General features: G+C 58.3%; 13 protein-coding genes and 1 tRNA gene. 11 read left to right on the top strand and 3 right to left on the bottom strand.

From position 1 onward, the window contains the following. Positions 1–65 precede the first annotated feature (65 nt). Positions 66–1,298, top strand: coding sequence for a polysaccharide biosynthesis GNAT family N-acetyltransferase UppA (gene uppA, locus CFBP6623_RS04755; protein WP_080842165.1), 1,233 nt, complete (start codon positions 66–68; stop codon positions 1,296–1,298). A gap of 16 nt (positions 1,299–1,314) precedes the next feature. Here the strand turns inward: uppA and uppB are convergent, their stop codons facing one another. After that, positions 1,315–3,588 carry a polysaccharide biosynthesis protein UppB gene (gene uppB, locus CFBP6623_RS04750; RefSeq protein ID WP_046800337.1) on the bottom strand — a complete coding sequence of 758 codons (2,274 nt, stop codon included), beginning with the start codon at positions 3,586–3,588 and terminating at the stop codon, positions 1,315–1,317. A gap of 210 nt (positions 3,589–3,798) precedes the next feature. On the opposite strand from uppB, the gene uppC reads away from it, so the two are divergent. The 6 genes from uppC (at position 3,799) to CFBP6623_RS04720 (ending at position 9,609) form a co-directional block, all read left to right on the top strand. Beyond that, positions 3,799–4,371 carry a polysaccharide export protein UppC gene (gene uppC / locus CFBP6623_RS04745; protein ID WP_046800338.1) on the top strand — a complete coding sequence of 191 codons (573 nt, stop codon included), beginning with the start codon at positions 3,799–3,801 and terminating at the stop codon, positions 4,369–4,371. Positions 4,372–4,387: 16 nt separating this feature from the next. After that, positions 4,388–5,530 carry a polysaccharide biosynthesis type 4 glycosyltransferase UppD gene (uppD, locus tag CFBP6623_RS04740; RefSeq protein WP_046800339.1) on the top strand — a complete coding sequence of 381 codons (1,143 nt, stop codon included), beginning with the start codon at positions 4,388–4,390 and terminating at the stop codon, positions 5,528–5,530. A gap of 240 nt (positions 5,531–5,770) precedes the next feature. Then, complete coding sequence (uppE, locus tag CFBP6623_RS04735; RefSeq protein ID WP_046800340.1) at positions 5,771–7,324, top strand: polysaccharide biosynthesis glycosyltransferase UppE; 1,554 nt, start codon at positions 5,771–5,773, stop codon at positions 7,322–7,324. Beyond that, on the top strand, positions 7,321–8,562 hold the full coding sequence (gene uppF, locus CFBP6623_RS04730) for a polysaccharide biosynthesis O-antigen ligase family protein UppF (RefSeq protein ID WP_046800341.1): 1,242 nt from the start codon (positions 7,321–7,323) through the stop codon (positions 8,560–8,562). The genes uppE and uppF overlap by 4 nt, the downstream gene beginning before the upstream one ends. A 78-nt stretch (positions 8,563–8,640) precedes the next feature. After that, positions 8,641–8,790: a hypothetical protein gene (locus CFBP6623_RS04725; RefSeq protein WP_003496532.1), complete on the top strand. Its 150-nt coding sequence runs from the start codon at positions 8,641–8,643 to the stop codon at positions 8,788–8,790. A gap of 174 nt (positions 8,791–8,964) precedes the next feature. Beyond that, positions 8,965–9,609, top strand: a complete 645-nt coding sequence (locus CFBP6623_RS04720) for a hypothetical protein (RefSeq protein ID WP_046800342.1) — start codon at positions 8,965–8,967, stop codon at positions 9,607–9,609. Between the two features lie 73 nt (positions 9,610–9,682). Here the strand turns inward: CFBP6623_RS04720 and CFBP6623_RS04715 are convergent, their stop codons facing one another. Then, positions 9,683–10,219: a DUF1269 domain-containing protein gene (locus CFBP6623_RS04715; RefSeq protein ID WP_046800343.1), complete on the bottom strand. Its 537-nt coding sequence runs from the start codon at positions 10,217–10,219 to the stop codon at positions 9,683–9,685. A 230-nt stretch (positions 10,220–10,449) separates the two neighbouring features. Between CFBP6623_RS04715 and CFBP6623_RS04710 the strand changes: the two genes are divergently transcribed. The 3 genes from CFBP6623_RS04710 (at position 10,450) to CFBP6623_RS04700 (ending at position 11,551) form a co-directional block, all read left to right on the top strand. Further along, positions 10,450–10,526 (top strand) — tRNA-Pro (locus tag CFBP6623_RS04710). 271 nt (positions 10,527–10,797) lie between these two features. Continuing rightward, positions 10,798–11,058, top strand: a complete 261-nt coding sequence (locus tag CFBP6623_RS04705; protein ID WP_046800344.1) for a hypothetical protein — start codon at positions 10,798–10,800, stop codon at positions 11,056–11,058. Positions 11,059–11,215: 157 nt separating this feature from the next. Further along, on the top strand, positions 11,216–11,551 hold the full coding sequence (locus CFBP6623_RS04700; protein WP_080842168.1) for a hypothetical protein: 336 nt from the start codon (positions 11,216–11,218) through the stop codon (positions 11,549–11,551). Between the two features lie 32 nt (positions 11,552–11,583). On the opposite strand, the gene CFBP6623_RS04695 is transcribed toward CFBP6623_RS04700, so the two are convergent. Then, a complete protein-coding gene (locus tag CFBP6623_RS04695) occupies positions 11,584–11,724 on the bottom strand; it encodes a hypothetical protein (protein ID WP_137002497.1) in 141 nt (46 codons plus the stop codon). Between the two features lie 345 nt (positions 11,725–12,069). On the opposite strand from CFBP6623_RS04695, the gene CFBP6623_RS04690 reads away from it, so the two are divergent. Beyond that, the gene (locus tag CFBP6623_RS04690) at positions 12,070–12,273 is read left to right on the top strand and encodes a hypothetical protein (protein WP_046800346.1); all 204 of its coding nucleotides are present in this window, start codon (positions 12,070–12,072) and stop codon (positions 12,271–12,273) included. The last annotated feature ends 1 nt before the right edge of the window (position 12,274 follow it).

The raw sequence follows: 12,274 nt of genomic DNA, 5'->3' as shown, positions 1-12,274 counted from the left end.
AATTTTATAAACTGATTGTTTGCCGCTCAGCGATATAGTCCCACCGAAACAACCGGAGAGAGTGGATGGCGGCTGAGGGGCCGGTCACAGTCAGCGAGAGCAAAGCGTCGAGCGCCATGCAAGGCGAGCGGCGGGGTGCCGACCGTCTGGTGATCGATCTCGTCGATGACGCTTCCACCATCCGCACCGATTGGGAGCGGATGGAGAGCGACCCGCTCAATTCCCTGCATCAGGGTTTCGGCTGGTGCTCCATCTGGGCGCAGACCCAGAAAAGCCCGCTGCTCATCATTCGCGGCAGACAGGGCGCAAAGACGGTCTTCCTGCTGCCGCTCGAAATCGTGCAGGAAGGCGGTATCCGCAAGGCGCGTTTTCCGGGCGGCCGTTTTAACAATATCAATACCGGGCTTTTCGAGCCGTCCTTTGCCGAGCAGGCAGAACATAAGACGGCGGCAGCGATTGCCCGCGAGGCGCGAAAACTGCTGCATGGCCGGGCGGATATTCTGGCCTTGCAGAACATACCGCTCACCTGGCGCGGCAGGACCAATCCGCTTTCCTATCTGGCTTCCGTCGAAAACCAGAACCCGGCCTTTCAACTGCCGCTGCTGGAAAGTTTTGAAAGCACCTTGCGGCAGGTCAATGCCAAGAGACGACGGAAGAAATTCCGTATCCAGAGCCGAAGGGCCGAGGAAATGGGCGGTTACAGCCACGTGATTGCCCGTTCGCCACAGGAAAAATGCGAATTATTGCAGGCCTTCTTCCGGCAAAAGTCCACCCGGTTCGCCTCCCAAGGCATCCCGGATGTTTTCCGAAGCCAATCGGTGAAGGAGTTTTTCTACGATCTGGCCAACTTCCCGGAAACGGGTACGGACAGTCTTCTGGAGTTGCACGCCATTCGCCTGCATGGGGAATACGAGGGCGTCATTGCCGCCATATCCGGGCTTTCGCGCAAGCAGGACCACATCATCTGCCAGTTCGGATCGATCGATGAGGTGGTTTCGGAACTCAGCCCCGGCGAGTTGCTGTTCTGGCTGATGATCGAACGCGCCTGCAGAGAGAAAGCCGCACTCTTCGATTTCGGCGTCGGCGATCAGCTTTACAAACGCAGCTGGTGCCCGCTTTCCACCGCCCAGCACGATATATTCCTGCCGGTGACGTTGAAGGGGCGCGCAGCGGCCTCGGCCTATGTCGCCATCGCAAAGACGAAAAGCCTGATCAAGTCCAACCCGGCGCTTTATGCGCTGATCCAGCGTTTTCGCGCCGGGCGGCCAAGAACGGACGCCATGTCTGTTACTGACTGAGAGGGTTTGCCGTCCGTCAGGCGGCGCTCAGATGACCCGGCTTGCGCATGCCCGTCATCGGCAATGCCTGTTCGTAGCCCTGGACCACCAGTTCACCGAGCGTCTTCTCCAGCATCTCGCCATCCTTGCCGGGCACCGAAACGATGATTTCCGCCGGCAGATTGCGCAGCATTTTTTCAAGGCTCGAAATCTGCACCGCGCCGCATTCAACCAACACCGTATCATAGGCGTCAGATAGAGCGCTTAGAATCATCGTCAGGCGATCGATGGCCCGCATGGCCTCACGCGGCTGCGCATTGCCGCGCGGCACGATATGCGCATCGGACAGCCGGTCGCCGTGAATGGTTTCGCCAAAGGCGGCGGCACCCGCCAGAAGGTCCATGACACCAGGCAGCCCGGCCTCGGGCACCATCAGACGCGTGGGACAGGCAGAGGCCGTCATATCGACGAGAACGACCGAGCGGCCCATTTCAGACAGGGCGCGCGCCAGCATGACGGTAGTGGTCGAACCGCTGTCTCCGGCTGGAGACACAACGGCGGCGACGGGCTTGGCAAGGCGGGTCGCCAGAAAGCCCGCAACGGCATCGATCGAGAAATCGTCGGAGGTTTCGATCTCGTCTTTCTCTGCCTCTTCTTTCAAAGGCGCTACCTCTTCCACCGGCAAAACCGAAGCAGCAGCAGTGGCAGCGGCGACTGGTGCCGGCCGCACCTCTTCGACAATGGGTTGCTGCTGGTAGGCGGCAGCGGGCATGGCCTGGGCGACCGGCGGCGACGGCTCATGATGTGTGGCAACCGGTTGTTGCGGCAAATCCGTAGTCTCGTCCGTGCCGGCGGGTTTCCGCGTCGGCGCAGGCGGATCGGAGAGCGGCGGAACCTGATTTCTGCCTACCGGCTTCAAGGCGCGCCCGGTGAAGAGTTCCACCAGCATGACCACAATGCAGGAGAGCAGGAAGGCCGCCAGCGTGACGACGATGGTGATGGCTCCGGTTTTCGGGAAATAGGGTTCACGCGGCTCCACCGCGCCTGAGATCACGCGCGCGTCGGCGGGCGTGGAATCTACCGAACCGGCGCGCGAGGTCGCCTCACGGTAACGGGCAAGATAGGTTTCCAGAAGCTGGCGTTGGGCCGAGGCCTCGCGTTCCAGATCGTTCAAGCCGACCTGCTGCTCCCCGGCGCGCACGCTTTCCGATTTCAGCACGTTCAATTGCTGCACCAGTTGCCGTTCGCGCAGGCGGGAAACATTGGCTTCGTTTTCGAGGCTTGCCAGCACCTTGCGGGTTTCTTCCTGAATCTGCCGCTGTATGCCCTCCAGCTGGTTGCGTAGCGCCCTGATGCGTGGATGGCCTTCCAGCAGCGAGGAGGTCAGATCGGAAATCTGGCTGCGGATACCCGTTTCGTTTTCCTTCAACCGCTGGATCGTCGGGGAACCGACGACGTCCGGAAACGTATCGAGCGGCCGGCCGCTGGAAAGCGCATTGCGCACGCCTTCCGCCCGTGCTTCCGCATTCGCGCGCTCCCCACGGATACGGCCGAGTTCGGTCGAAATATCACTGAGCTGGCGGGTAGCGAGCGTTTCGCCCTGCCCGGCCGACAGGAGATCGGATGAGGCGCGATAATCCGCGACCTTCCTGTCCGCCTCACGCACCTTTTCGCGCAGATTGGCGATTTCCGGCTCCAGCCAGCGCGCTGCCTCCGTGCTCGTATCGAGTTTCGCGCCACTTTGCAGCGCGATATAAGCCTTCATCATCTCATTGGGGATGGCGGCGGCGAGCTTCGGATCTTCCGAAGAAAACTCAACGGTGATAACGCGTGAGCTTTCGACCTGATAGACCTGCAATTTCTCGCGGAAAGCCTTCAGCACCCGCTCTTCGGGTTGCACCTGCAGCGGATCTTTCTTGAGGCCGACGGCGACCAGCAGGCCCGACACCAGCGACGGACGCGCCTCCGGGTCGAACTCCTCCAGCTCATAGAGCTTCATGTTTTTCGCGACCTGCTTGATGAGGTCGACCGATTGCAGGATTTGCACCTGGCTGGAAACGGTCAATTCATCGAGCACCGGCTCGGCTGGCGCATTCGACTGCTGCGAAGCGCCAAAGGAGGCCGCGCGGGATTCGATGAGGACACGCGCCTCGCCCTTATAGGCGGGCGACATCATGCTGGCGATCACGAAGGCGGCGCCGCCGGCCAGAAGCGTGACGGCCGCGATCCGGCCCTTGCGCCGCCATATGGCTGCAACAAGCTGTGCCAGATCGATATCCACATCCCTGTCGTCAATGCGATCGCCGTTCATGTGGGCTCCGTAACCGAGACAAACCTCGGGCGCTCAAATATAGATGGCCAATTTTCGCGGATTGTAAGTCTTGGCGGTAACACAACAGTTAATCTCGACGAATCCGACAAAATAAATCGGATATTGCAATACTCCGGACCGACTGTTTACCGCGCATTAACCCTAACAGAACGATAAGAATGCTCATAGATCGACTCGGAGCCAGATGAGATGCCGCTCGCCGGATCACGACATGTCACCGCACTGACGCTTGCCGTTCTGACGGCCCTTTCCGGTTGCGCGGCATATCAACCCGCGCCGCGCTCATTCAATGAGGCGGCCCTGCAACCCTATCATGTCGATAGCGGCGACAGGCTGCGCATCAACGTCTTCGAACAGGTGGGGCTGACGAATACCTATACGGTCGATCAGGCTGGTTATGTCGCCTTCCCGCTTGTCGGCCAGGTTCCTGCGCGCGGCAAGACGCTGCCGCAGCTCGAAGCCGCCATTGCCGCGAAATTGCGCCAGGGTTATCTGCGCGATCCCGACGTGACGATCGAGATCGACCGTTATCGCCCCGTCTTCATCATGGGTGAAGTTGGTCGTCCCGGCCAATATTCCTATGTGCCGGGCATGACGGTGCAGAACGCCATTGCCATTGCCGGCGGGTTCACCCCGCGCGCCAATCAGGCCGATGTCGATCTTACCCGCAAGATCAATGCCGAGGTAATGACCGGCCGGATCGGCATCACCGCTCCCATTCTGGCGGGCGATACGGTCTATGTGCGTGAACGCTTCTTCTGAAAACGGAGTGGCACACATGTCGGATGACGGCCCTCCCCTGCGCATCATTCACTGTTTCCGCTCCCCCGTCGGCGGTGTCTTCCGCCATGTGCGTGACCTGATCGAAGAACATGTGAAACTGGGCCACAAGGTCGGCATCGTCTGCGACAGTTCGACCGGCGGCGTGCATGAGGAGCGGCTTTTCGCCCAGATCACCCCGATGCTGGAGCTCGGGCTTACCCGCCTGCCCATCAGGCGCTCCATCGGCCCCGGCGACCTGTTGGCGCTCTGGAGGTCCTATAACCAGATAAAAAGTTTGCGGCCGGACATCTTGCACGGGCACAGCGCCAAGGGTGGCGCTCTTGCCCGGCTGATCGGCTCATTGTTGCGGGCGAACAGGTATCGCGTAGCCCGCCTCTATTCGCCGCATGGCGGCAGCCTGCATTATGACCGCAAGAGCCTGAAGGGGCAGCTGTTCCTGCGGCTTGAGCGGTTTCAGGAACACTTCACCGACGCGCTCTGTTTTGTCTGTAATTTCGAGCAGCGAACCTATGAAGCCAAGGTCGGCAAGCCGCGCACCCGAACGGCGATGATCTATAACGGCGTGCAGGAAAGCGAGTTCGAAACCGTGCCTGCCCGCGAGGATGCCGCCCGTTTCCTCTATATCGGCATGTTGCGCGATCTCAAGGGCCCGGATGTCTTCATCAAGGCCTTCGCGAGGATGGAACGCAGCATCGGCCACCCCATGTCCGGCGTTATCGTCGGTGACGGGCCGGACAGAGACAAATATGCGGCGATGATCGACAAAGCCGGGCTTTCCCGGCGGATTGCCATGCATGCCGCCATGCCCGCCAGACAGGCCTTCGAGCTGGCGGAGACAGTGGTGGTTCCCTCACGCGCCGAAGCCATGCCCTATATCGTGCTTGAGGCGCTGGCAGCGGGCAAGACGGTTATCGCCTCACATGTCGGTGGCATTCCCGAGGTTCTGGGAGAAGACAGCGAGGCGCTGGTTCCGGCAGGAGACGCCGAGGCGCTGGCGAAGATCATGGTCAGGGACGCTGAAAACGACGATTGGGCAAAGCGGGTGATGCCCCCACCCAACAGCTTTAAGGCGAAATTTTCAACGCCTGTCATGGCCGATGACATGATGAAGCTTTATCGCGACCTGCTTTCCCGCTAAAGCGCGCCTCATGTCTAAAGACATTTTAAAAACACGATTTTTAATTGTATATTCCGCTATCCTGTAGAAAAGCATCATAAACGTTTCTTAGCATGTTTCGGCTAGTTTCCTGCTCGTAGAGCGCGTGTGTCCGTTCGGACGCTACGCAAGGACGCTTTACCACTTTGAAGTTGCGCATCGTTCCCATCGGAAATCGGTCTCGATTTTCGGGCCGATCCGCTAGAGGGTGCGGACCAAGTAATGACCAAGGCTGACAAGGACAGACTGCAATTCGATCTGGCGTCGTTGCGCAAGCAAATCTCCGAGCGCGAAGCCGGTGAGCCTTCGGCGTCCGAGACCGTTGTTCTCAATCCGCTTGCGCGGCAGATCGCCAACCAGCTGCGTGCCGGCAACCATTCACCGAATATGGTGATCGGCCAGTTACGGCTGCTGGAATTCACGATGCTTGTGGTCATTGCCGCCATCGTCAACGGCATCGCCGCCGATCGGGGTCTCGAAACCTTTCTGGCGGTTTTCAGCGCCGGCGTGCTGGGCGCGGCACTCTGTGTGTTCCTGCTGCAGGCGGGCGATTGTTATCAGTTGCCAACGCTGCGCACGCCGCTGAAGATGTTTGCCCGCATTCAAGGCGCCGTGTGTCTGTCTTTCGTGGGTGCCGCCTGTTTCCTTCTCGTGTTTTTTCCCGATGCGCTGCATTCCTGGCCGGCTTTCGGCATATGGTATGCGATTGGCGCGGTAGCCATTTTCACCGGACGGTTGATCCTTGGCTTTGCCATTCGCCACTGGGGTCGTAATGGCGTCATGGAACGCCGCGCCGTCATCGTCGGCGGCGGTGATGCTGCCAGAGACCTCATCCGTTCGCTCGAGCAGCAGTCGGACAACGATATCCGCATCTGCGGGATTTTCGACGACCGGAAAAGCGAGCGCTCTCCCGATGTCGTCGCCGGTTATCCCAAGCTCGGCACCTTTGCCGAACTGGTGGAATTTGCCCGCCTGACAAAGCTCGACATGCTGATCATCGCCCTGCCGCTCAGCGCAGAGGCCCGCATTCTCCAGCTCCTGCGCAAACTCTGGGTGCTGCCCGTCGATATTCGCATCGCCGCACATGCCAATAAATTGCGGTTCCGTCCGCGCGCCTATTCGCATGTGGGCAATGTGCCGATGCTCGATGTGTTCGACAAGCCGATCCGCGACTGGGATTCGGTGGCGAAACGGATATTCGACATCACCTTCAGCCTCCTCGGCATCGCCCTTTTCTGGCCGGTGATGCTGGGTGCCGGCATTGCCGTCAAGGCCACCTCCAAAGGCCCGGTCCTCTTCAAACAGAAGCGTCACGGCTTCAACAATGAGACGATCAATGTCTGGAAGTTCCGCTCCATGTATACGGAACTCAGCGATCCGACCGCCAAGAAGGCCGTCACCAAGAACGATCCGCGCGTCACACCCGTCGGCCGCTTCCTGCGCAAATCGTCGATGGACGAGCTGCCGCAGCTCTTCAACGTTCTCTATGGCGATCTCTCGCTGGTCGGCCCGCGCCCGCACGCAGTCCATGCCCAGACCGGCGATCTGAAATATACCGAAGTGGTGGAGCATTATTTCGCGCGCCACAAGGTCAAGCCCGGCGTGACCGGCTGGGCGCAGATCAATGGCTGGCGCGGCGAAATCGACCATGGCGACAAGATCAAGTTCCGCACCGAATATGATCTTTATTACATCGAGAACTGGTCGCTTTTCCTCGATCTCAAGATCCTGTTCCTGACGCCGATACGGCTGCTCAAATCGGAAAACGCCTATTGACCAACGTCGGTTACCAGCACGCACCGGGTTTTGACGCGCCTCTGGCTGCCATGCGGCTCGTCGGTTCGTTCTTCATCGCCTTCGGCGTGTTCCTCTCCGGCTTCGTCATCTCCGAACCGGCGCCCTACGAGCTGATGATGGTCGGGCAAGTGGCCATCTGGTTCCTGCTGGGCCTTCGCCTTTCCCGCACCGTCGTGCTGCTCCTGTGCCTGCTGCTCGCCTTTAATGTCGGCGGCTATCTTTCGCTCACCACCATGGCCGATCTGGACGAGGGACCGCTCTACCTCGCCGTCTCGACCTTTCTGGCGCTGACCTCGGTTTTTTACGCGGCGATCATCGAGGACAAATACCAGCGGCTGCTGCTGATTTTTCGGGCCTGGCTCGCCGCGGCGCTGATCACCTCGCTACTCGGCATCATCGGATATTTTCACGCCCTTCCCGGCTTCGAAGTCTTCACGCTTTACGATCGCGCCAAGGGTGCGTTTCAGGACCCGAACGTCTTCGGTCCCTTCCTGGTGACACCGTCGCTTTACCTGATCTATGGCCTGCTCACCGGCAAGGCGATGCACGCGCCCTGGCGTATCCTCGGCCTGCTAATCCTGTCGCTTGGCGTGTTCCTGTCATTTTCGCGTGCGGCATGGGGCCTGTTTTTATTCGCCGCCCTCCTGCTCGTCTTCGTCATGCTGCTGAAGGAGCGCACAGCCGCATTTCGCCTGAAAATTCTCGTGCTGTTTCTCGTTGCGGTCGCGCTCATGGTCGCAGCCGTCATCATCGCGCTGCAATTCAAACAGGTCTCCGACCTGTTCCTCAGCCGCGCCTCTGCGGTGCAATCCTATGATGGCGGGCATCTGGGGCGCTTTGCCCGTCACTATCTTGGTTTCCTGCTGGCGATGGAGCATCCGCTCGGCATCGGGCCGATGGTGTTCGACAATATCTTTCCCGCTGCCGAACATAATATCTGGTTGAAAAGCCTGACAACGCATGGCTGGTTCGGCTTCGTGATCTATCTTACATTGATCTGCTGGACGATCGCTGCCGGTTTCAGGCATCTGCTGCGGCCGCGGCCATGGCAGCCGTTCCTGATCATTTCCTGGGTGACCTTTGTCGGCCACGTCATGATCGGCGCCGTCATCGATACCGATCACTGGCGGCATTTCTTCCTGCTGCTCGGCATATTGTGGGGCTGCATGGCACTGGAAAAACGCGAAAGCCTGCGCCGCCGCACAAGCAATGCCTAAAATACTTCCCCTTACGGAACCCTGCGCGATTTCATGCGTTTAGCCCGCGATTATGATCGTCAAACGGGGAGACATCTTATGACGCAGACCAATAATCTCTATCTCATCATCGGCGCACTCCTGGTGGTCCTTGTCGGCCTTGGGGCCTATGTCTGGCACGAGGAAAGCAAGCCGAAGGGCATCGAGATGAATATCGGCCCGAACGGGGTTTCCGTTCAGGAAAATTAAGACGCAAGCGTCGCGCAAACTTCTTTCAGTAGACCGGGTGCACCCCAAGCCCAAGCGGCGCGGGACGCACCCGGTCTTCTTATGAGAGGAGACGAAAGGCGGGATCAAGAATCCGCGCCAAGCCGGTTCGGTACGAATGATGCGTATCGGGCTGATCATGGAAAAGTTACCGAAATGGTCTCCTCCGTCGACCTGTCCACCCGCCTCACCGCCACCAGATTAGCCCTCAAGGCCATCAAGGAGCAGGATGACAATTCCACCGCGGCCTCATCGTCCTCGTCACGGGCAGCGCTTCTTGGCGCCTATGGCATCGATACGTCTTCTTCTTCCACCAATACGAGGCTGACACAGCTTCTGGCGCAATATGCGCAGACCACCGGCGAAGAGACGCAAACCGAGACTACACCGCAGGCGTCTTCCGGCGACATCACGCAGGCCGCTTTCATGAAGGATCTGAAGGCGATGCTGGAGGATTTGTCCAAGGACCCGGACAAGGCCTCGCAGGCAAAGGCGATGCTGGAAGCACTGGCCGCCGGCACGCTCACCGTATCCGATCCCTCCGAAGGCGCGCAGATCAAGGCGTGGGACGTGAAGGCCGATTCGAAAACCACCTCGAAACCGGCAACCGAGATCGCCACGACGGGCTGGAGCGATTTTCTGAAGGATCATCTCAAACGAGACGGCTCAGCCTATGTCAAGAGCGCCAGCGGCGCTTATGTCGACAGCATCTCCGGGAATAATGCGTTTTTCGGCAGCGTCGGCGGCCGCTACTATTATCTCAGCTGGCCGCAGGCGAAACCCGGCACGCTGACCGTCTAAGCGGCCGCTTCCGGAACCATCTGGACAAAACGCTGCAGCATGGATCATGCCGCAGCGTTCTTCCTGTTTTCATCTAAGCGGCGGGTGCAGCAGCCTGCGCGGTTTCACCCGACAGAGCTTTTTGCAATTGCGCTTCCTGATCGGGAGACAGCGAGGTCTTGATGACCCGGCCGCGCAGCCCTTCCAGTTCCGCCATGACCTTTTCCGGCTGTACCTTGCGGATCAGCACGAACAGCGCCGAAGAGCCATTGGGGATGGTTTCGCCAAGGGATTTGATGAAATCGTCATCGATGCCGAAATCGGTGAGCGAACCCGCCAGCGCGCCCGTGCCGGCACCAATTGCGCCGCCAATTGCAAAGCCCGCCAACGGATTGAGGAACAGCAGGCCAACAAGGCCGCCCCAGAGGCCACCGGACAGAAAACCGGAGCTTGCGCCAAGCGCCGTCAGATTGACGCTCTGCTTCAGATGCACCTTGCCGTTTTCATCACGAACGACGACCACGGCGTCTTCCAGATCGACCAGATATTCCTTTTTCAGCCCCGCAAGCTTCAGAAGAACCCGGTCAGCCTCTTCCGTTCCATCAAAACCAACAACGACGAGTTCGGACATATATTTATCTCCCTGAGTTTCAGTTCCGCTGCAATTGAACGCTGAAGTTCACGGCAGGTTCCAGCCATGATGGAAAGAGGATGTGTCATGCGTTTGACGGAAGCAACCGGCAGACGGTGGAACGACAGTCCGTCCCCTGCCCGCCATCCACACCCATTGTTCCTTTTTTTGAGAAAAGGCGATTTTCCGCTTGCGCCCTAACAGGCTTATATATAAACGGCTTTCAGGTTCGGAGCGTAGCGCAGCCCGGTAGCGCACTTGACTGGGGGTCAAGGGGTCGTGGGTTCGAATCCCGCCGCTCCGACCATAAAAATCAGATAGATAGCCAGTTCCCCCAGAGCTGGCTATATTTGTTTTAGCCACATTATAGCCAGCGGGTCCCCCCAGCAACTGCGCGTTAGCTTTGCGCGGTGTTTGGTTCTCCCCCGCCCTGACGGTGCGCACTTGACTTGCAGGAGGCTGATGGATTGAGCGCTAGACCAAATTTGTTCTTACCGCCATCGCCGTCTTTCTAACGGTTACCGCGTTCAAGGACACCCCCAGCACCCTGACGAAGCCTGAGCCTGAAGGACATTGACATGGCGAAGAAATCAAAAATCGAACACTCCGAATTCTCAGGCGAATTCGAAGATGACGGCGTCACGGTCCTTGTCGATATTTACCGATCCGCCGGCACACAGCAGGATTGGAAGCTTGAGGTCATAAGCGAAAATGACCTTGTCACCACCTGGGACGAGCCTTTCGCCACCGACAAAGACGCATGGGAAGAATTTCTTGCCACCTGCGAAAAGGACGGCATTCGCAGCTTTCTTGAAGACGAGGATCCCGCAGTCCATTAGAGCTTGCCCCCGCGAGCCGCGTCGCAGGATATTCGAGGGGTCACCAACCGTATTCACCACACTGACGAGAACAAAAAGCTTTCGGCGTTAGCGTCGGTGGCAATTGTTGCTTCGTCATGGAATGGTGACTTGCCCTCAAGCCTATCAAAAGCAAAGATTGCCCATCGTTGTGGCTACGGGGATCCATTCGTGGCAATGGCGTTATAAGCCAACGCACAGCGATGACCGCAACGCGGCTGAACCGATCAGAATAATTCTCGAGCGGCAGTTGCTGGAAAATTCCATTTTCGGCAAGCGCCTTGGCGTAATTTTTGACGATACTGCCGCAACCTGCCTGGATGCGGATCGCTCAACACACTTCCGAAAGCGCATCCGAGTTTCCTTCGGAAAGCATGAGATTCGGACCATCAAGCAGGTGATTTTAGATAAAGGGGTCGTGGCCTTGTTCTGTGGCGCGAATTGCAGCCGCATCACTGGATATCGGCTCGGCTAACCTCAGGCGTCAGGAGTGTGTCCGGCGGGCGTTTACGATCCGCTGGTTTCTTTTTCCTTCTTCGCCTGATCGTGATGCCACTTGATGGCGAAGTACATGCCTGTACCCAATACGATAATCTTGAACGGGAAGAAGACTATAGGGAATAAATCCACCCAATTCCAATCCGTCATTTTGAATATTTCCAGTCTATTACTTGACATAATCTCCCGCAGGTAGAGCTACGTCAAAACTGCTGCCTCAGCAACTTCATTCATGCATTCAAGCACGGTCTTTTTGACGCAGCCCCGCCTCTCATCCGGGGCCCTTGCATCATGTCTCAGCGGTCCCCCGCCGTTTGGCGATCATCAGCCGCCTGAGTTCCTTCCGGTATCGAGGAATGCGGTTCTAATGAACAGGTTCGCGATTTGCTCTTTGTCATGCCACTCGCCTTTCACTAAAGAAAACGACGGCCGTATTGCTTTGTTGACTCTCCGCTAAAATTAGAACATTTAGTGAACAAAAGAGAGGTCGCTAATATGTCCGATGCTGCAAAATCCACCCCTGTACGGCCTGACGACATAGCCGGATACGTCATCCAGTGTCACGATGGCGATGCGAGAGCGGCGGTTGAAACGCTGCTTGGTGAAATCGAACATTTACAGGAACAGCTTTCCCTTGCGGTTGCCATCATGGGCAAAGGATATACGCGCGGCTGGACGCCGGATATGGCAGGCGATTGAG

This window comes from Agrobacterium tumefaciens (assembly GCF_005221385.1).
Classification (GTDB): domain Bacteria; phylum Pseudomonadota; class Alphaproteobacteria; order Rhizobiales; family Rhizobiaceae; genus Agrobacterium; species Agrobacterium tomkonis.
The sequence above is the reverse complement of the archived record's forward strand: the minus strand, read 5'-3'. Positions and strand labels throughout refer to the sequence as shown.

What these genes read in the sequence shown, in the direction of transcription:
- uppD (WP_046800339.1), top strand. Translation starts at nt 4,388, where the DNA reads ATGTCGGATGACGGCCCTCCCCTGCGCATCATTCACTGTTTCCGCTCC.
- CFBP6623_RS04725 (WP_003496532.1), top strand. Translation starts at nt 8,641, where the DNA reads ATGACGCAGACCAATAATCTCTATCTCATCATCGGCGCACTCCTGGTG.
- CFBP6623_RS04690 (WP_046800346.1), top strand. Translation starts at nt 12,070, where the DNA reads ATGTCCGATGCTGCAAAATCCACCCCTGTACGGCCTGACGACATAGCC.
- CFBP6623_RS04705 (WP_046800344.1), top strand. Translation starts at nt 10,798, where the DNA reads ATGGCGAAGAAATCAAAAATCGAACACTCCGAATTCTCAGGCGAATTC.
- CFBP6623_RS04720 (WP_046800342.1), top strand. Translation starts at nt 8,965, where the DNA reads ATGGTCTCCTCCGTCGACCTGTCCACCCGCCTCACCGCCACCAGATTA.
- uppB (WP_046800337.1), bottom strand. Translation starts at nt 3,588, where the DNA reads ATGAACGGCGATCGCATTGACGACAGGGATGTGGATATCGATCTGGCA.
- uppC (WP_046800338.1), top strand. Translation starts at nt 3,799, where the DNA reads ATGCCGCTCGCCGGATCACGACATGTCACCGCACTGACGCTTGCCGTT.
- uppA (WP_080842165.1), top strand. Translation starts at nt 66, where the DNA reads ATGGCGGCTGAGGGGCCGGTCACAGTCAGCGAGAGCAAAGCGTCGAGC.
- CFBP6623_RS04715 (WP_046800343.1), bottom strand. Translation starts at nt 10,219, where the DNA reads ATGTCCGAACTCGTCGTTGTTGGTTTTGATGGAACGGAAGAGGCTGAC.
- uppE (WP_046800340.1), top strand. Translation starts at nt 5,771, where the DNA reads ATGACCAAGGCTGACAAGGACAGACTGCAATTCGATCTGGCGTCGTTG.
- CFBP6623_RS04695 (WP_137002497.1), bottom strand. Translation starts at nt 11,724, where the DNA reads ATGACGGATTGGAATTGGGTGGATTTATTCCCTATAGTCTTCTTCCCG.